The organism is Acidovorax sp. GW821-FHT11A03, assembly GCF_058809075.1.
Window position 1 is genome coordinate 354,005 of record NZ_JBXASG010000007.1, and the last position, 18,386, is coordinate 372,390.

The 18,386-nt window shown below is 66.7% G+C and carries 17 protein-coding genes; 9 read left to right on the forward strand and 8 right to left on the reverse strand.

Annotated elements, in window-relative coordinates; genetic code table 11:
• Window positions 1-27: 27 nt before the first annotated feature.
• Together AC1RVY_RS19455 and AC1RVY_RS19460 are read left to right on the forward strand one after the other, a co-directional pair.
• The gene (locus tag AC1RVY_RS19455) at window positions 28-1,536 is read left to right on the forward strand and encodes a DUF4303 domain-containing protein (protein WP_492807772.1); all 1,509 of its coding nucleotides are present in this window, start codon (window positions 28-30) and stop codon (window positions 1,534-1,536) included.
• Window positions 1,537-1,602: 66 nt separating this feature from the next.
• Window positions 1,603-2,421: an alpha/beta fold hydrolase gene (locus tag AC1RVY_RS19460; RefSeq protein ID WP_369642806.1), complete on the forward strand. Its 819-nt coding sequence runs from the start codon at window positions 1,603-1,605 to the stop codon at window positions 2,419-2,421.
• A gap of 60 nt (window positions 2,422-2,481) precedes the next feature.
• Here the strand turns inward: AC1RVY_RS19460 and AC1RVY_RS19465 are convergent, their stop codons facing one another.
• Window positions 2,482-3,729: a DUF418 domain-containing protein gene (locus AC1RVY_RS19465; protein ID WP_492253508.1), complete on the reverse strand. Its 1,248-nt coding sequence runs from the start codon at window positions 3,727-3,729 to the stop codon at window positions 2,482-2,484.
• Window positions 3,730-3,749: 20 nt separating this feature from the next.
• Window positions 3,750-4,349 carry a TetR/AcrR family transcriptional regulator gene (locus AC1RVY_RS19470; RefSeq protein ID WP_492253509.1) on the reverse strand — a complete coding sequence of 200 codons (600 nt, stop codon included), beginning with the start codon at window positions 4,347-4,349 and terminating at the stop codon, window positions 3,750-3,752.
• A gap of 135 nt (window positions 4,350-4,484) precedes the next feature.
• On the opposite strand from AC1RVY_RS19470, the gene AC1RVY_RS19475 reads away from it, so the two are divergent.
• Window positions 4,485-4,817, forward strand: coding sequence for an Mpo1-like protein (locus AC1RVY_RS19475; protein ID WP_218297726.1), 333 nt, complete (start codon window positions 4,485-4,487; stop codon window positions 4,815-4,817).
• 98 nt (window positions 4,818-4,915) lie between these two features.
• Here AC1RVY_RS19475 and AC1RVY_RS19480 read toward each other — a convergent pair whose 3' ends face one another.
• A complete protein-coding gene (locus tag AC1RVY_RS19480) occupies window positions 4,916-6,166 on the reverse strand; it encodes a YihY family inner membrane protein (RefSeq protein ID WP_218297727.1) in 1,251 nt (416 codons plus the stop codon).
• A gap of 21 nt (window positions 6,167-6,187) precedes the next feature.
• Between AC1RVY_RS19480 and AC1RVY_RS19485 the strand changes: the two genes are divergently transcribed.
• The 5 genes from AC1RVY_RS19485 (at window position 6,188) to AC1RVY_RS19505 (ending at window position 10,185) form a co-directional block, all read left to right on the forward strand.
• The gene (locus AC1RVY_RS19485) at window positions 6,188-6,616 is read left to right on the forward strand and encodes a DUF2069 domain-containing protein (RefSeq protein WP_218297728.1); all 429 of its coding nucleotides are present in this window, start codon (window positions 6,188-6,190) and stop codon (window positions 6,614-6,616) included.
• A 55-nt stretch (window positions 6,617-6,671) separates the two neighbouring features.
• A complete protein-coding gene (locus AC1RVY_RS19490; RefSeq protein ID WP_492807774.1) occupies window positions 6,672-8,090 on the forward strand; it encodes an FAD-binding oxidoreductase in 1,419 nt (472 codons plus the stop codon).
• Window positions 8,091-8,120: 30 nt separating this feature from the next.
• Window positions 8,121-8,588 carry a GNAT family N-acetyltransferase gene (locus AC1RVY_RS19495; RefSeq protein WP_369642809.1) on the forward strand — a complete coding sequence of 156 codons (468 nt, stop codon included), beginning with the start codon at window positions 8,121-8,123 and terminating at the stop codon, window positions 8,586-8,588.
• A 183-nt stretch (window positions 8,589-8,771) separates the two neighbouring features.
• Complete coding sequence (locus tag AC1RVY_RS19500; RefSeq protein ID WP_492807835.1) at window positions 8,772-9,527, forward strand: DNA/RNA non-specific endonuclease; 756 nt, start codon at window positions 8,772-8,774, stop codon at window positions 9,525-9,527.
• A gap of 64 nt (window positions 9,528-9,591) precedes the next feature.
• Entirely contained in the window at window positions 9,592-10,185 is a 594-nt protein-coding gene (locus AC1RVY_RS19505) for a GNAT family N-acetyltransferase (protein ID WP_492807775.1), read from the forward strand.
• 92 nt (window positions 10,186-10,277) lie between these two features.
• Here the strand turns inward: AC1RVY_RS19505 and AC1RVY_RS19510 are convergent, their stop codons facing one another.
• From AC1RVY_RS19510 to AC1RVY_RS19530, 5 genes are all read right to left on the reverse strand, one after another.
• Window positions 10,278-12,131: a methyl-accepting chemotaxis protein gene (locus AC1RVY_RS19510; RefSeq protein ID WP_492807777.1), complete on the reverse strand. Its 1,854-nt coding sequence runs from the start codon at window positions 12,129-12,131 to the stop codon at window positions 10,278-10,280.
• A gap of 212 nt (window positions 12,132-12,343) precedes the next feature.
• A complete protein-coding gene (locus tag AC1RVY_RS19515; RefSeq protein ID WP_369642812.1) occupies window positions 12,344-13,474 on the reverse strand; it encodes a 2-aminoethylphosphonate--pyruvate transaminase in 1,131 nt (376 codons plus the stop codon).
• 46 nt (window positions 13,475-13,520) lie between these two features.
• Window positions 13,521-15,224, reverse strand: coding sequence for a putative 2-aminoethylphosphonate ABC transporter permease subunit (locus AC1RVY_RS19520; protein ID WP_369642813.1), 1,704 nt, complete (start codon window positions 15,222-15,224; stop codon window positions 13,521-13,523).
• Window positions 15,225-15,250: 26 nt separating this feature from the next.
• Entirely contained in the window at window positions 15,251-16,387 is a 1,137-nt protein-coding gene (locus AC1RVY_RS19525; protein WP_492807779.1) for a putative 2-aminoethylphosphonate ABC transporter ATP-binding protein, read from the reverse strand.
• 74 nt (window positions 16,388-16,461) lie between these two features.
• Window positions 16,462-17,499: a putative 2-aminoethylphosphonate ABC transporter substrate-binding protein gene (locus AC1RVY_RS19530; RefSeq protein ID WP_369642815.1), complete on the reverse strand. Its 1,038-nt coding sequence runs from the start codon at window positions 17,497-17,499 to the stop codon at window positions 16,462-16,464.
• 158 nt (window positions 17,500-17,657) lie between these two features.
• Here AC1RVY_RS19530 and AC1RVY_RS19535 point away from each other — a divergent pair, with 158 nt between their 5' ends.
• Window positions 17,658-18,386, forward strand: a complete 729-nt coding sequence (locus tag AC1RVY_RS19535) for a phosphonate utilization associated transcriptional regulator (protein ID WP_369642816.1) — start codon at window positions 17,658-17,660, stop codon at window positions 18,384-18,386.

An 18,386-nucleotide genomic window follows, 5' to 3' on the forward strand; every position in this document is an offset into this window, starting at 1 on the left:
CTGGGCCCGACCACGCCAGCCACGCCGATGCAAGCCGCAGCCCCACAGCCCGTGTTTTCCTGGGACGCCTTCGAGCAGGCCTTCCTTGACGCCGCGCTCGCGGTGGCCAGCGCCGTGCTTGCCCGGCACCCGGAGCACCGCTTCTATGCGGTCGCCCTGGCCGGCATGGGCCGCGAGCTTGATGGCCCCCTCTTCCTGCCCGCGATCGCGCTGAACAGCGAACAGGCCTACGCCCAGGCCAAGGGTGGCGGCGATGACGGCGGGGGCGGCACGCTGTACAGCCTGCGCTGGAATCCGGCGGACTGGCGCTGGCCTGACCTGCCGGCCGACAGCCCAGCCCTGGCCCGGATGCAGCAGGAGCTGCAGGCACATGCCTGCCGCGGCGACGTGGCGCACTGGCGGCGCACCGAGCAGCAATGCCTGGAGGCCCTGGTGCGCGCATGCCGGCGCCTGCGCACCGCGCTGCGGGCCTCGCCCTGGTCGGACCGGCTCACGCCGGACTTCGCCGTGCTGCTGCATGAGGACAGCGACGAGGGCGTGCAGTGGGCCCGGCGCTGCCTGGGAGACGATGCCTTCGCCGCCCTGCTTCCCGGCCATGCGGCCGCCATCGCGGAGGCGCTGCGCGTGGAAGCGCTGCCCCCGGACCAGCAACTGCGCTATCACCTGGCATGCCTGCGCAATGAAGCCGCGCCCGAGCTGGGCCTGGGCCGCCAACAAGCCGTGGACCATGCCACGCAGGACACCGAACACGCGCTGCGGCGGCTCGGCCCCGTCGCGGTGCCCGCCTTGCTGGCGCTGCTGGAGCGCGCGGACACGCAGTCCATCGCGGCCAGGCTCCTGGGCGACATCGGATCCGCCAGCCCCGAGGTGCTGGACGCCCTGCGCCACCACCTGCTGCGGCCGGTCCCACGCGGCAGCCGGGCCCACCTTGGCCGCGCGGGCCGGCTCGGGTGCGCCTGCGCGCTGGGGCAGCTGGGGGATGGGCGGTGGCTGCTGTCGCAGGTGGGCACGCTGGCGGACGACCTGGTCGCCAGCGGCCTGGCCGCGCCGCTGGGGCCCTTTCGGGACCGGTGCCTTCAGCCCCGCCCGCTGGACTATGCCCCCCTGGAACACGCCGTCCTGCAGCATCCGGCCCTCCAGCTGGCCCTGCAGGGCAAGCTGGCTCCGGGGCGCGGCACCTGCACGCTGGGCCCGGCGGACGTGGACGAAGCCCTGCGCGGCCTGGGCTCGCCCACGCTGCTCGTGCGCCAGCACGCTGCCATGGCACTGGGAGACCGCGCCCTGGGCAGCGAACGGGCTCCGCGCATCGTGCCCGCGCTGGCGCGCGCCGCCACGGGCGATGCCGAGGAAACCGTGCGCTTCCTGGCCGTGCTGGGCCTGGGCTACTGGAAGCAGGATGCGGCCCACCTGCGCTCCCTGGCGCAAGCCACGGCGGCGCACGACCCGAGCGACCGCGTTCGCGATGCCGCGCTGCGCTGGCTGGAGGCGCTGGACACGCACCGCGCGATGGCCCCGACCGGACAGGCACCTGGGTAGGCGCCAGCCCCATGCCCCTTTTCCACCGAGACAATCCACACAAGAGAGCGAACACAGGAACACGCCATGCAACTTCAAGTCAACGAGAGCCCCGTCTACTGCTACACCGGGGGCAAGGCCTTCGATGCATCCAAGCCCACCGTGGTCTTCATCCATGGCGTGCTGAACGACCACAGTGTCTGGGCCCTGCAAAGCCGCTACATGGCCAACCACGGCTGGAACGTGCTGGCCATCGACCTGCCCGGCCACTGCAGAAGCGGCGGCGACGCGCCCGCCTCGGTGGAGCAGGGCGCCGACTTCATTGGCGCGCTGCTGGACGCGGCCGGCGTGCAGAGGGCGGCGCTGGTGGGGCACAGCTGGGGTTCGCTCATCGCCATGGAGGCGGCCGCGCGGCTCAAGGACCGCATCAGCCATCTGGTGCTGGTGGGCACGGCGTTTCCCATGAAGGTGTCGCCCGCGCTCATCGAGGCCTCGCAAAGCGATCCCGAGAAGGCCATGCGCATGGTCAACGTGTTTTCTCGCAGCACGCTGGCGGCGCCCCCTTCGGCCCTGGGCCCCGGCACCTGGGTGTTTGGCGCCGGCATGGCGCTCGGGCGCAAGGTGCTGCGCAGCAACCCCGCCGTCAACGTGTTTCACCGGGGTTTCGTCGCCTGCGACAGCTATGGCGGCGGCGAAGCGGCCATGGCCCAGCTCACCTGCCCCGTGCTGTTTGCACTGGGTGCGCAGGACCAGATGACCGCGCCCAAGGCCGCACAGGGCCTGGTCAACGCCGCGCGCACGGCGGGCAGGACAGTGCAGGTCGCGCCCCTGCCGGTGGGCCACAACCAGATGACCGAAGCGCCGGAAGAAACGCTGTTCGCGCTGCGGGACTTCCTGGCCCGCTGAACCAGCACGGCAGGGCGCGGCCGGCCCGCGTCCCCGCGTCCACCGTGCGCGCTCTCGCCGTCAGCGCGCGCGGCGGCGCCATGCCGGCCGCTGCCAGAGCGTGACGGCGCGCAGCAGCCACTCCACCGGGCCATAGGCGTGGGCGGCCATCCAGTGCCGGCTCAGCGCCAGCTGGGCACCGTACAGTACGAGCACGCCCAGCCCCACCAGGAGCGGCGCCACCTGGCCCACCAGCGCCCAGCCGTAGGCCGTGAACACCAGCGCCCCCACCAGCGACTGCAGCAGGTAGTTCGACAGCGCCATGCGCCCCGCCGGTTCCAGCACCGCGCCCAGCCGGCGGCCGGCGGGGCCGCTTTGCAGCAGCCAGAGCAGCGCCGCGACGTACCCGAAGGTAAGGAATGGCGCCGTGGCCAGATCGACCGCCAACGCGGCCAGCCCCAGGTGCTCGGGGTGGGTGACGCTGCTGGCCCCGGGCTGCACGGACGCGTAGAACCAGGCCCCCGCCGCGCCCACGGGCAGGCAGCACGCCATCCATCGGCGCAGCCGGGCCGGCTGCCGCGCCACCCTGGCCAGGTAGCCCGAGCGCCGAGCCGCCAGCCCCAGCAAAAACATGGCCAGCGCGCAGGGCCCCTGCACGAACACCAGCACGAACCACACGCCATCGGCCATGTCGCGGCCCCGCTGCGCGATCGCCTCTTGCACGCTGGCGCGGTAGGCCTGCGCGGCCTGCTGCGCCTTGGCGTGCAGTTCGGCCACGGGCAGGTCCAGCGGCGGGGCCAGCGCCACCAGCCAGGCGATCGCCCCCCAGCCCCAGGCCGTGATGCCCAGCAACCCCAGGGCCAGCGCCACGGCGGCCACGGGGCGCAGCCGGCCCAGCGCCAGCAGCACGAGGCCCAGGAGCGCATAGGTCACCAGGATGTCCCCCGCGAACAGCAGCCAGGCATGTGCCAGCCCCAGCAGCCCCAGCCCCAGAAGGCGCCGCAGGAAACGCGGCACGAACGCGCCGCCCGAGCGCTGGGCCGAGTCCATCTGCAGCGCAAAGCTGTAGCCGAACAGCAGCGAGAAAAGCAGATAGAACTTGGTCTCGAAGACCAGCGCCACGAACCAGCGCACGGCATGGTCCACGGGCCGCGAGAAGGCCGGGTCGGACACGCCCACCCCGAAGTAGGTGGACGCAAAGCTGCCCGCGTTGACCATGGCGATGCCCAGCAGGGCAAATCCCCGCAGCGCGTCGATGGCATGTTCGCGGTCCGCCGCCCCGGCGGGCTGGGCCGGGTTGCCGTCCGGGGGCGAGCGGTTGGTGTCCATGGCGGGGCAAGCCACGCGCGTCATGCGGCCGGCACCACCACCGCCGCGAGCGCGCCCAGCACCAGCGTGCGGCAGGCAACGGCGTCGAAGCGCTCTTCCACCATGGCCCGGCCAAAGGCGCCGTCCAGCAGCAGCAGGATCCAGTCCGCCGCCTGCGCCGGCGGCAGGGCGAGGCGGGCCTGCCCGCGCTCCACGGCCGCGCCGAGCAGATGCACCAGGGCCGCCTTGCGGCCCGCCTCGCTGCCGGCCACGCTCGCAAACACCAGCGGGTTGCGCACCGCTTCGGCCAGCACCTCCACGCCGATGCGCAGGTACACGGGGTCGGCCAGCTGGGCGATGCTCTCCTCCACGATGTCCTGGAGCGCCTGGTAGAGGTTCCGGGCGCGGGCCGCCGCGGCATAGCGCCCGGCGGTCTCGCGCTGGTCTTCCTCGACGATGGCGGCAACGATGGCCTCCTTGGTCGGGAAGTAATGGAACAGGTTGCCGGGGCTCATGCCCGCCTCGGCGCAGATCTCCGCCGTGCGCGTGGCATGGAACCCCTTGCGCATGAAGCAGGCCACCGCGGCCTCCAGGATCTGCTGCCGCCGCGCCTGGTGGCGCTCGGGGTTCACGGTCCGCATCGCACACCTCGCACGGTTATTAATAGATCGATTAGTCAATTAATTAAATACCACGCGGCGGCGCCTGTCAAACCCGGCACGCCATGGGGACGGGCTTGGGCGTATAAAGCGCTTGAAAACAACCAGGAGACAACGATGGACCTCAGCGCCGCCCCCACGACCGATCCGCGCGCCTTCAAGAGCTTCGCGGAGTTTTACCCCTTCTACCTGAGCGAGCACAGCAACCGCACCTGCCGCAGACTGCACTTCGCCGGCTCGACATTGACGCTGGTGTGCCTGGCGATGCTCATCGCCACGGGCAAGCCGCAGTACCTGCTGTACGGCCTGCTCTGCGGCTACGGTTTCGCGTGGGTGGGGCACTTCGGCTTCGAGAAGAACAAGCCGGCCAGCTTCAAGCGGCCCCTGTACAGCTTCATGGGCGACTGGGTGATGTACAAGGACATCTGGACGGGGAAGGTATCCCTGTGATTTCTGGCTCCAACAGGCCACGGCGCTTCACTGCAATGCGCGGATAGCTATAAAAATAATAGCAAACCAATGGAGCGGACCGCCTGGCCAGCCACGGCCTACTCTGCCTGCAGCACGTCGCGCACATGCAGGCCGCCCAGCCCCGCGCGCGCCCACAGGGGCTCCAGGCTCGTGGAGCGTTCCAGCAGGAGCTTGTGCACCAGGGGCTCCAGCGGCGTGTTCTGCGGGTCGATCAGCAGCACGTACCGGGACTCGGGCACGTCCGACACGCTCATCGCCGCATCGCTCACCTGCCCCACCCAGTCCAGGGCCGTCAGCGCCTCCAGCACCGGCTCCAGCTGCAGCATGTCCACGCGCAGCCGCTGCGCCAGCTGGCTCGGCCGCAGCCCCTTCATGGCGTGGAAGCGGGCCCGGTGCAGCTCCTGCAGCACCTCCACGGCCAGCTGGAACGTCCAGCCCGCCACGGTTCCACGCCGCGCCACCCCCGCGAGAAGGCTGGGCAGGTAGGCCGTGACCACCGCCCCCAGCAGCACGATGACCCAGGCCACGTAGATCCAGATGAGCAGGATGGGCAGCGTGGCGAACGCGCCGTACACCACCGAATAGGTGGGCACGTTGCCCAGGTACAGCGCCAGCACCTTCTTGGCCAGCTCCATGCACACGGCCACGAAGAGCCCGCCGGTCCACGCGTGGCGCCACTTCACCGGGGTGTTGGGCACATAGTGGTACAGCGACGCCATGCCCGCCGCCAGCACGAGGAACTGGATCGAATCGAACAGCAGCTGCACGCCGTCGGGCAGGCGCTTGACCAGCCCGCCGGACGCCGACATGACATACGAGGTGAGCGCCAGGCTCGCCCCCATGAGCAGCGGGCCCAGCGTTATGGCCGCCCAGTAGATCAGCACCCGCTGCCCCAGCGGCCGCAGGCGCTGCACGCGCCAGATGTCGTTGAGCGTGCGGTCGATCGTGAGGATCAGCGCCAGCGCCGTGGCCAGCAGGATGCTGAAACCCGCCACGCCCAGGCCGCTGGCCTTGGCCGCGAACTGGGTGAGGTAGCCCAGCACCTGGCGGGAGATGCTGTCGGGTACCAGGCTGTCCACCAGCCAGCGCTGCAACACGTCCTGCAGCTTTCCAAAGATGGGGAATGCCGTGAACACGGCCAGGGCGACGGCAAAAAACGGCACCAGCGCGAGGATGGTGGTGAAGGTCAGGCTGCTGGCGGTGAGTCCCAGATGGTCCTCGCGAAAGCGTTCACGCAGGGTCAGCGCGGTGGTTTTCCAGGGAAAGTGCGACAGTTCCGTGATCAGCGCCTCGAAGCGCGACGCTACTGTCTGTAAGGAAAAAGGCATGGCCGATATGATGCCACCCCAATGACCGCATCCCCCAGAGCCCCCGCCCTCCCTTCCAGCCCCGCCGACAGCGGCGTCCGTGCCACACGCTGGCTGGCCACCGGCAGCCTGCTGGCGCTCATCGTCCTGTGCCTGGCCTGGGAACTGGTGCTGGCGCCCCTGCGGCCCGGCGGGACCTGGCTCGCGCTCAAGGCGCTGCCGTTGTGCATCCCGCTGGCGGGCATCCTCAAGAACCGCATGTACACCTACCGCTGGGTCAGCCTGGTGATCTGGCTGTACTTCACCGAAGGCGTGGTGCGCGGCTGGAGCGACAGGCCGCCATCGCAATGGCTGGCCTGGGCCGAGGTCGCGCTGTGCCTGGCCCTGTTCGTGGCCTGCACACTGCACGTGCGGCTGCGCCAGCGCAACGCGAAGGCGGCGGCAGCCGCCGCGGCCACGCCGGCCTCTTGATGCCAGCCGCCCCGCGCGCCATCCCCCTCCCTCGAACTGAAGAAGACGCTTGTCCATGACCACCTTGCTCGACACCTTGCGCACCCTCGTCGGCCCTGCCCACGTGATCACCGAGGGCGACCTCACCGCCTGGGAACAGGACTGGCGCCGCCGCGTGCGCGGCAAGGCCCTGGCCGTGGTGCGCCCCGCCACCACGCAGGAGGTGGCCACCGTGGTCGCGGCCTGCGCGGCGGCGGGAACCACCATCGTGCCGCAGGGCGGCAACACCGGCCTGGCCGTGGGCTCGACACCCGATGATTCCGGCACGCAGATCGTGCTGAGCCTCACGCGCATGAACGCGGTGCGCAGCATCGACACCGACAACCTCACCATGACGGTGGAGGCCGGCTGCATCCTGCAGAACCTGCAGGACGTGGCGCGCAATGCGGGTGTGCTGTTCCCCCTCTCGCTGGCGGCCGAGGGCAGCTGCACCATCGGCGGCAACCTGGGCACCAATGCGGGCGGAACGCAGGTGGTGCGCTACGGCAATGCGCGCGACCTGTGCCTGGGCCTCGAGGTGGTCACCGCCCAGGGCGAGGTGTGGGACGGCCTCAAGGGCCTGCGCAAGGACAACACGGGCTACGACCTGCGCGACCTGTTCATCGGCAGCGAAGGCACGCTGGGCATCATCACCGCCGCCACGCTCAAGCTCTACCCCGAGCCCGCCGCCCGCCTCACGGCCTGGGCCGCCGTGCCGTCGATGGAACACGCCGTGGCCCTGCTGGGCCTGGCGCACAAGCAGCTGGGCGCTGGCCTCACGGGCTTTGAAGTGATGGGCCAGTTCGCGCTGAGCCTGGTGGGCAAACACATGCCGCAGCTGCGCGTGCCCTTCCTCGGCGACGAAAACGCTCCCTGGTGCGTGCTGCTCGAAAACTCCGACAGCGAATCCGAAGAACATGCCCGCGCGCGGTTTGAAGCGCTGCTGGAGACCGCGTTCGAGATGGGCTGCGTGACCGATGCCGTCGTGGCCGAGAACCTCACCCAGGCCAGCCAGCTCTGGCACATCCGCGAGAACATTCCGCTCGCGCAGGCCGAGGAGGGCCTGAACATCAAGCACGACATCTCCATCCAGATCTCGCGCATCCCCGCCTTCGTCGCGCACACCGACGCGGTGCTGCAGCGCGAGATCCCGGGCGTGCGCCTGGTCAACTTCGGCCACCTGGGCGACGGCAACCTGCACTACAACGTGCAGGCGCCTGTTGAAGGCGACCCCAAGGCCTTCCTGCGCGACCACGAGGAGCATGTGCACCAGCTGGTGTACGACGCGGTGGCCGAGTTCAGCGGCTCCTTCTCGGCCGAGCACGGCATTGGCGAACTCAAGGCCGACAAGCTCGAAAAGTACCAATCGCCCGTGGCCCTGTCGATGATGCGCGCCGTCAAGCAGGCGCTGGACCCGCAGGGCATCATGAACCCCGGGCGCGTGCTCAACCGATAAGCCACCTTCCGTTCGCAGAGGAGTTCCAGCATGGCCGCTTCAGTGACCGTCCGCCCTGTCGCAAAAGAGGACTACGCCGCCTGGCGCCCGCTCTGGGACGGCTACAACGCCTTCTACGGGCGCTTTGGCGCCACCGCCCTGCCCGAGCACATCACCGAGAGCACCTGGCAGCGCTTCCTGGACCCCTCCGAGCCGGTGCACTGCCTGGTGGCGCAGGAGGAAGGCACCGGCGCGCTGCTGGGCCTGACCCACTACCTGTTCCACCGCAGCATGACCCGTATCGAGCCGGTCTGCTACCTCAGCGACCTGTTCACCCGCGAGGCCGTGCGCGGCCGGGGCGTCGGTCGCATGCTGATCGAAGCCGTGTACGAGCAGGCCCGTGCGGCCGGCTCGTCGCGCGTGTACTGGCAGACGCAGGAGACCAATGCGGCAGGTCGCGTGCTGTACGACAAGGTGGCCAAACACCATGGGTTCATCGTCTACGCGAAAGAGCTGTGACGGGGTCGATTTCCAGCCTCCAAACGTAAGCACTGCAAGCAGCAGAAAAACCTTGCAGCACTGCAGCCCGTAAGGCCAAAACAGGCCCACAGGGGCGGTCCAATCAGCGCCCTTTCGCTGCTTTCACACCCTGTTTTGAATCTGCTTTTTTCCTGGCCCCGCGCCGCGCGTGGGGCCACGGCCCTGGCGCTGGTCCTCGGCGCCGCCGCTCCCTCTTTCGCCCGCACTCCCTCCACTTTTCTTGACCGCATCGCCGGCCTGCGCAGCACGCAGCCCACGGGCTTCGTGCAGTGCCCGCAGTTCTTCGTGGGCGGCAAGCCGCCGCCGGTGCCGCGCCGCGCCCTGCAGCGCGAACTGTGCTACGAGGCCTTTGCCGTGCTGCACAGCGGCGAGACCCGCACGCCCGTCTACGTGGCCCAGCGCCTGAACCGCCAAGTGCTGGAAGGCGCCGACGAGAAGCGCTCCAACAAGTTCTTTGCCGATGCCCGCCTGCCCCGCGGCGAGCGCGCCGAACTCGACGACTACAAACGCTCGGGCTACAGCCGCGGGCACATGGCCCCGGCGGCGGACATGTCCACCCCCACGGCCATGGCGCAGAGCTTCTCGCTGGCCAACATGGTTCCGCAGGATCCCAAGCAGAATGGCGGCCCCTGGGCCCGCATCGAGCAGGACACGCGGCGCTACGTGCTGCGGGCACGCGGCGATGTGTACGTCATCACCGGCCCGGTCTTCACGGCCGGCAGCCCCGCCATCGGGGCCAACCAGGTGCGCGTGCCCGCTTACCTGTTCAAGCTGGTGTACGACGCCAGCACCCAGCGCGCATGGGTGCACTGGCAGGCGAACCGCGAGGACGAAAGGGCGGGCCCGCCGATCAGCTACCAGGAGCTGGTGAAGAGGACGGGCATCGAGTTCCTGCCCCAGGTGGAGCCGCAGCATTGATACCGGCAATCTGCTAACTTCCACGCCCATGCCTTCCTCTGTCCTTCACCCTTCAGTCCCCGCCTTGGCCGCATCGCTGGCCGACGACCCCTTTTACCTGGCCATCACGGCTGACTTCGCGCCCGATGCGCAGGGGCGCCGGGCGGTGCTGTCGCAGTACCTGGACTATTCGCTGCTCGAGGCACAGCGCAGCGGCCAGTGCACACTGCTGCAGGACGAGCGCCTGGGCGCCGCGCTGTGGACCCTGCCCCGCCCGGCCGAAGCCGAAGCGACCGACGCACAGGCCAAGGTGGACGACCTGCAGACCGTGCTGGGTCCGCGCGGCATGGACAACTACCGCCAGATCATCGCCTTCATGGGAGCGCGCGCCAGCGGTGTCGGGCTGGGGGGTGCCTGGTACCTGTCCATCCTGGGCATCGACCCCGCATCGCAGGGCCAGGGCCTCGGTGCCCGGCTGCTGGCGCCCACGTTGGCCGCGGCGGACCAGGCGGGCGTGGCTTGCTACCTGGAGACCTTTTCCGCGCGCAACGAGAGCTTCTATGCCCGCGCAGGGTTCAGCGCCATCGCCTCACACCTGGAGCCGGTGACGGGAGCGCCGTACACGATCATGGTGCGCCGAGGGGTCGGCAAAGCGGCACAACGGTCTGCTGGAGTCTGAGTCGGCATTGCGGGACCTGCGGCTCACAGCAGTGATGGCTCTGGTGGACGACAAACACCTGCCCCTGCTCGACTTGCCGTCCGAGACCATCGTCAAGAGCGACGCCCCGGCGCAACCAGGCGCGGCGCTGAATACGCCGTGTCCGTGGACAGGCGAAAGGTACCCACTACCTCGGACAGGCGCTCCGACTGGTCCTTGAGGCTTTGCGCTGCGGCGGCGCTTTGCTCCACCAGGGCGGCATTTTGCTGGGTCATCTGGTCCAGATGGGCCACGGCTTGACCGACCTCACCGATGCTGGTGCTTTGTTCGTTGGTCGACGCTGTGATCTCGGCCATGATGTCCGCTACGCGCTGGACCGAGGTGACGATGTCGACCATGGTGGTACCTGCATCGTGCACCAGCCGCGAACCGTTCTCGACCTGCTCCACAGAAGAATTGATCAGCCCCTTGATCTCGCGCGCCGCATCTGCGCTGCGCTGTGCAAGGCTGCGCACCTCGCCAGCCACCACGGCAAACCCCCGACCTTGCTCACCAGCCCTCGCTGCCTCAACGGCCGCATTGAGCGCGAGGATGTTGGTCTGGAATGCGATGCCATCGATCACCCCGATGATGTCGTTGATCTTTTTGGAGGCTGCATTGATCTGCTCCATGGTGGTCACAACGCGGCCCACCACGGTGCCGCCGCGCTGGGCCACATCGGAGGCCTGGGCCACGAGCTGGTTGGCTTGGCGGGCGGCATCGGCGTTCTGGCGTACGGTCTCGGTGAGTTGCTGCATGGAGGCCGATGTCTCCTGCAGGCTGGCGGCCGACAGCTCGGTGCGTCCGCTCAGGTCGTGGTTGCCGGTGGCGATCTCCTGTGCCGCCACGCGTACCGAGCTGCTGGTCTCGCGGATCTGGGCCAGCACTCCCGAGAGCTTGCCAGCGAAGTTGTTGAAACTCGATGCGATTTGGGCCAGCTCATCGGCACCATGCGCATCGATGCGGCGCGACAGATCCCCGCTGCCTTCGCCCACCTCCTGCATTGCATCGCGCACTTGGGTGAGCCTGCGCAGCCGCTGCGTCAGCACAGCCGCCAGCAACGCAACCGCGACTGCCAACACCACTATGCTCGACAGGACGGAAGTCGTCAGCATGGCGCGCATGGGCTCCAGCGCCTCGCGCTCGTCGAGAGCCACCACCAGCATCCAGGTCGTGCCCCTGATGGGAACCACCGTGAGCAACCGGGTGCGGCCGTCAATCTCCACCGGCAGCACGCTATGGGCATTGGCCGCAGCAGACAAGCGTTCCGAACTCAACTCATTGGAGAGATCCGTCAGCGGCTTCAAGACCAGCGCTGCATCAGGGTGGGCAATGATCTTGCCGTCGCCTGACGCCATGAATCCAAAGCTCTGCGGTGTGGGCTTGATCGACGCCACCGTGTCCACCACGGTTTCCATGGAGACATCCCCTGCAGCGACCCCTTTGATAGTCCCCTCTGCGCGTACTGGCAAGACAAACGAGACGACCAGCTTTCCATCCGTTGTCCTGTAGGGCGCAGTGATTGCCGGGCCACCGGCCGCGACTGCATGCCTGTACCAAGGCCGGGCGGTGGGATCGTAGCTGGCCGGGTAGTTGCGCGTTTCCGAAAAAACGTACCTCTTGTCGGAAAAGCCGAAATAGACCGTGGAGAACTTTCCAGCATCGCGCAGGAACGCCAGGGTCTTGGCAGGCTCCGGGTCTTCGAAGGCGGCCACTGCGGTCCCGACGACCAACGCCTTGGCCTGCCCCCATTCTTCGATGGTTTGCACATGGCTCTTGGCAGTGGCCAAGCTCTGCGCAATCAGGCTGCCCCGGGCCTGGCTGCGCGCCATCAGGACATTCGCCACGGTCAGTACCAACAGCGCGATGACCAGGCAGGCCGAGGACAGTGCCAGGATCTGGATCTTGAGCGTCTTGAAATGCGACATGGGCTGCCTGTGGGAACTTCACTGTCAATACATCGGGCCAAATAATCAGCCCAGGAGCCTGCGCGGCAAAAGGAGCACCGGCTGCAACGCCCGGTCTCGTCAGGTACGGCCTCCTGCGCGCAGGGGCCCGCCCTGGGCTTGTCGCAGCACCCAACGCGCCTCGGGTTTCGAGCGTTTCGCTTCGATGCCTTCTGCTGCGCAGCCCCCGGAGTTCAGGCTTTCTCCAAGACGGATACCTGGCGTACGCCCATTGATTCGAGCGCATCGGCTACAGCCGCCACGGCACCGGGAATCCCCGCATCGCCGAAGTGACCGATGCAGCCTACGCGGAATGTTTCAAGCTGCGTGAGTTTGCCGGGATAGAGGATGTAGCCACGCTTTTTGACCTCCTGGTAGAACGCCTTGAACTCGTAAGCCGGGTCGGCCGGCGCATGGAAGGTGACGATGATCGGTGCCTGGATGGCAGGATCGAGAAACGGGCGAAAACCCAATTCCGCCATTCCGTCGATCAGTGCCTTGCAGTTGCGCGCGTAGCGTCCGCCACGCGCCGGGAGGCCACCCTCCTCCAGGTACTGGGTGATCGCCGAGTCAAGCGCCGCCACGACATGCGTCGGCGGCGTGAAGCGCCATTGCGTGGTCTTTTCCATGTAGACCCATTGGTCGTAGAGGTCCATGCTCAGAGAGTGGCAGTTGCCTTCGCAGGCCTCAAGAACACCGCGGTTGACGATGACGAAGCCCATGCCGGGAACGCCTTCGAGGCATTTCCCGGATGCGGCGATGACCGCATCGAATGGTGTCTGGCGGGCATCGATCTCCAATGCACCAAAGGAGCTCATCGCATCGATGATCAGTCCACGACCATGCTTGGCGACCACCACAGCGATTTCGTGCAGGGGATTGAGAACGCCGGTTCCGGTTTCGCAATGCACCACCGCCACGTGGGTGATGCTCTGGTCGGCAGCCAGTGCGCGGTCCACATCGGCGGGCGACACTCGCCTGTCTTCCGTGTAGTCGATGGTGCTGACCTTGCGGCCGATGACCTTGCAGATTTTGGCCAGGCGCTGGCAATACGCACCGTTGTTCGGTACGAGCACATGGCCGTTGCGCGCAACGATGGTGCCGATGGCGGCCTCCACTGAAAAAGTTCCACTTCCCTGCAGGGGGACGCACTCGTGCGTGCCTGTGCCATGCACGATCTCCAACACGTTCTTACGAATGCGCGCGGTGATCTGGTTGAAGTCCGTGTCCCATGACCCCCAGTCGCGCAGCATGGCCTGGCGCGTGCGGTCAGAGGTGGTGAGAGGGCCGGGGGTCAGCAGGATGGGGGTGGGGTTTTGGCTCATGGTTTGTCTCCAGGCGGGGGAAGGGAACCGGGTTGGGAGGTGAAGGTCAGCTGCGGGCCAGGTTGCGCCAGGCCTGGGTGCGTGACAACAGCACACGCGTGAGCAGTGAGTAGGCAATGCACACCAGCGTCGAGGTGATCACGATCAGGCTGGCCAGTGCAGACGCGGGCCCGATGTCACCGGCATCGTCCAGGTGCATGATCGCTACCGAGGCGAGGATGGTCTCGGGCGTGTAGAGAAAGATCGCGCACGACAGGCTGGCCATCGACACCACAAAGAAATAGCGCCCGATATCGAGAATGGCCGGCAGGCACACGGGCACGGTGACCCGCATGAAGGTCTTGAAGAAGGGGACCTTGAGGGACGCGGATACGGCCTCGAACTCGTTGTCCAGCTGCTTGAGCGCCGTGATGGCGGTGAGGTGGCTGGAGGTGTAGTAATGGATGACCATCGAGATGATCAGGATCGCCATCGTCTGGTACAGAAAGTTCAGCGGATTCGCGGGATGGTTGAAGAACATCACGTAACCCAGCCCGAGCACCAGGCCCGGCACCGCCATGGACAGCACGGCCATCAGGTGCATGGCCGGCCGCATCAGGCCGAGGTTGCGCGTCTTCTCGATGAGGTAGGCCCCCACGAACACGATCAGCGAACCCGCCACTGCGGTGACCATGGCGACGAGCAGGCTGTTGCCGTAGGCAGCCGCCATGTCACTCTCGATCAGCACGAAGTGGTAGTGCTTCAGCGTGAACGAAAGGTCATAGGGCCACAGGGAGATCAGCGAGGTGTAGATAGCCATGCCGATGGTGGCCAGAAGCAGGCCACAGACCACCGTGCAGAAGAGCGTGAGCAGCGCATCGGCGACCTTGCGCCGCTTGGGGACGTAAGGCACCGAGCGGGCCGTGAGCTGTGCCTTCAGCTTGCGCCGCACCACGTAGTCGATCACGAAGGAAATGACCGACGGAATCAGCAGCAGCATGCCGACAACGGCGCCGATGGAGAAATTGTGCTGCCCCACGACCTGCTTGAAAACGTCCACCGACAGCACGTTGAAGTTGCCCCCGATCACCTTGGGCGCACCGAAATCGCTGATCACATAGGTGAAGACCACGGTGGCCGCGCTGATGAGGCCGTACTTGCACGATGGCAGCGTGATGGTCATGAACTGGCGAACCGGCCGCGTGCGCAGCGCAGTGGCCGCCTCGTACAGCCGGCCGTCGGCGAGCGACAGGGCCGTGACCAGAATCATCAGGGCATGCGGGAAGGTGTTGTACACCTCGGCGAGGATGATTCCCGGCGCCCCGTAGATCGACATGCCGCCCAGCAGGAACTTGAGTGCGCCCTGGTTTCCAAACCACTGCACGAACGATATGGCGGACAGCAGTGAAGGCGCCAGCAAAGGGATCAGCGCGATCAGCCGAAAGACCGCCTTAAGTGGCATCGGTATGCTGCTGCGGGTCAGCGCATAGGCGAACACGAAGGCCAGAGGCACGGAGATCGCCACCACGGCGGCAGACACCCAGATCGAATTCCACGCCGCGCCCAGAAGGCTGGGGGTCTTGAAGTAGGTGATGAAGTGCGTGAGGCCGACGAAACGGCCGCTCTTGTCCTGTACGGCCTGCGCCAGGATGGTCAGCAGTGGTGCCACCAGAAAGACCAGCAGCATGGCCATCACGGCCAGCAGAATGGCCCGTGCGATGGTCTCGTCACGGCTCCAGCGCAGCATGGGCCGCAGTGGGGTTGCCGTCATGGCAGCGGAGGGGCGGGACAGTGCGGTCATGGCCCGGGCCTGCGCGCAGAAAAGGCACGGATGCGGTTGGCCCGCAGGGCAATGTCGATGGTATTGCCTTCTCGGATGCCGAGGTCATGGAGCTGATTGAGGGAAAAGTGCAGTCCCAGCGTTTGCCCATGCAGCGCATCGGCCGTCACCTCGGCAATGCACAGCCCGCCCAGGAACTCGACCTTGGTGACCAGCACTTGCAGCCGGTTGGCGGTGCTGTGGTCCAGGTTCTCGACCGCACGGTCCTCGGGTCGCAGATAGAGATTCACGTCTTCGCCGGGCTCGAACCGCCCATCGCAGGCGCTGCACTCCAGCTCCATGTCCCCCACCTGAAAACGCTGATTCCCCAGCGCCACGGAGCGCAGCACGTTGACCTTGCCGACGAAATCCGCCACGAACGGCGTGGCGGGCCGTTCGTAGATATCCATGGGGGTCCCGACCTGCTCGATCACCCCATGGTTCATGACCACGATGCGGTCCGCCATGGACAGTGCTTCTTCCTGGTCGTGCGTGACCATGATGGTGGTGATGCCCACCTGCTTTTGCAGCCGGCGAATCTCTCCGCGCAGCCGGATGCGCTCCAGCGCGTCGAGTGCGGACAGCGGCTCATCGAGCAGCAAAAGGCCGGGGCGTGTGGCCAGGGCCCGGGCCAGCGCCACGCGCTGCTGTTGTCCGCCGGACAGCTGGCTGGGATACTTGTGGCCGGAGGTCGGCAGGCCGACGAGCTTCAGCAACTCCTCGACGCGCGCCTTGATTTCCGCCTTCCTGGCGCGGCTGTTGACCAGCCCATAGCCCACGTTCTCGGCAATCGAAAGATTGGGAAAGAGGGCATAGGACTGGAAGACGATCCCATAGTCCCGCCCATCCGGGGGCAGCCAGGAGACGTCCTTGCCGTCTTGCAGGATCTGCCCGGACGTCTGTGTTTCTAGGCCTGCGATGATGCGCAGCAGCGTCGTCTTGCCGCAGCCCGAGGGGCCGAGGAAGCACAGCATTTCGCCCTTGTTGACCCGCAGGTGCACGTCGCGCAGCGCGCTGAAGGTCTCAAAGTCTTTGCGGACGCCCACAATCTCGAGCGCAGCAGGGGGCGCGGCCGGTATCTGGCCGGCGATGAATCGGGTATCGGTCATGTCCATGTTTCGCACTCGTGGTTGTGGGGCTGCAGACTGCGTCCCCCGTGGGTTCTTCTGATGGGACGCCGCCGGGCTTCCTACTTGGGCTCTGCCTTGCCTTCGTAGCGCTTGCTCCACTCGGCCAATATGCGTTCGCGGTTCTTCGCGGCCCAGTTGATGTCGTTCTTGGCGAGCAGCTTCTCGTAGTTGTCCGGGATGCCCTCCAGCTTCGATACCAGGCCCGGATAGGCCACGACGGCCCACCAGCGCGACGAGATCTGGTTGGCCTCCTTGGTGGCCATCCAGTCGGCGAACCGCTTGCCCTGCTCCAGCTTGGTACTGGTCTTCATCAGGCTGGTGGCTTCGATGTCCCAGCCAAGGCCTTCCTTGGGGAAGATGAGATCGACAGGCGCACCGGATTTCTTGACCTGGTGGGCCCGGAACTCAAAGGAAATGCCGATCGGAAATTCGCCGGCACCGGCCTGCTTGCAGGGCTTGGACCCCGAGTGCACATACTGCGCGATGTTCTGGTGCAGGGCGTCCATGAACTTCCAGCCTTCGGCATCGCCCCACATCTGCAGCCAGGAGGAGACATCCAGGTAGCCCGTACCACTGGATGCTGGATGGGGCATGGAGATGGTGCCCTTGTAGATGGGCTTGGTCAGATCCTTCCAGCTTTCAGGCTTGGGCAGGCCCAGCTTCTGGGCCTCCACCCGGTTGAAGCAGATCGTGGCGGCCCAAACGTCCATCCCGACCCATGCAGGGGGTCTTGCGGTATCGGAGTAGGCAGGATTGAGCTCCTTGAACCCCTTGGGCTCATAAGGAAGCAGCATGCCCTCCTGCTGCAGTAGCGCGAGGCTGCTGGCCGCCAGGCCCGCCACGACGTCGGCCTGTGGATTGGCCTTTTCGGCGAGCAGCTTGGCAGTGACGATTCCGGTGGAATCGCGCACCCACTTCACCTCGATGTCTGGATTCGCTTTCTCGAAAGCGTCCTTGTAGAGCTTCATGGCGTCGGTCTCCAGCGCGGTGTAGACCAGAAGCGGAGTCCTCTGTGCCCAGGCAGCGCTGCCGGCGACAAGGCCGATCGCAGCGAGACATAGGGCTGCGAGACGGCGCGTGCTTGCTTTCATCGTCATCTGTTTCTCCTGATAAGGCTTGCTATCCCCTGAACGGGTGAGTGGCGGGCTCCGGCACATGCTGCTCCATGCTCGGTGAATGAAATGTAAATTGCCAACTGAAGACTGTCAATAGTAAATTGTTGACAGTCTTCAATATCGGCGTAAGATTGCGATCCATGACATCAAGCAATCACTCCGCCGCCCTCGCATTTCTTCAGACCAGCTCGCTGCCCATGCTGATGCAGGAAGAGATAGAGCGTTTGATCATGACCGGGGAGCTGCCCGTCGGCAGCCGCATCAATGAGAGCGAGCTCTCCCAGCGCTTCAACACCAGCCGCGGCCCGATCCGTGAGGCACTGCGCGCATTGGAAGAGGCAGGGCTGGTGCGCAACGAGAAGAACCGTGGCGTGTTCGTCAGGGAGATCGCCTTCGAGGAGGCGGACGAAATTTATGAGCTGCGCGAGGCACTGGAAGAAATCATCGGACGGCGCGTGGCCGTTGCCATCCAGCCCGATGCCGTCGAACGCCTTCGCGCCATGCTGGAAGCCATGCGCTCTGCGGCCCTGGCGCAGGACGTGGAGCAGTACGCGCAGCTGAACCTTCAGTTCCACGAGATCCTGCTCGACACAGCGGGCAGCCGCAAGCTCACGGAAACCTACAAGCGCCTGGTCAAGGAGCTGCACCTCTTTCGCATGCGCGCGCTGGACAGCGGCGGCGGCCTGAGGGTCTCCGCAGATGAGCACAGCCACATTGTCGAAGCCATTGCCAGCGGCAACCCCGATGCCGCCGGGCTCGCGCTTCGCCAGCACGTTGCCGACAGCCGCGCCCGCATGCACAAGGCGTTTGGCCGCACCGACACGCCCACCGCCGCCCTCACCTCTCAACCCCATCAAAAGGAAGTCTGA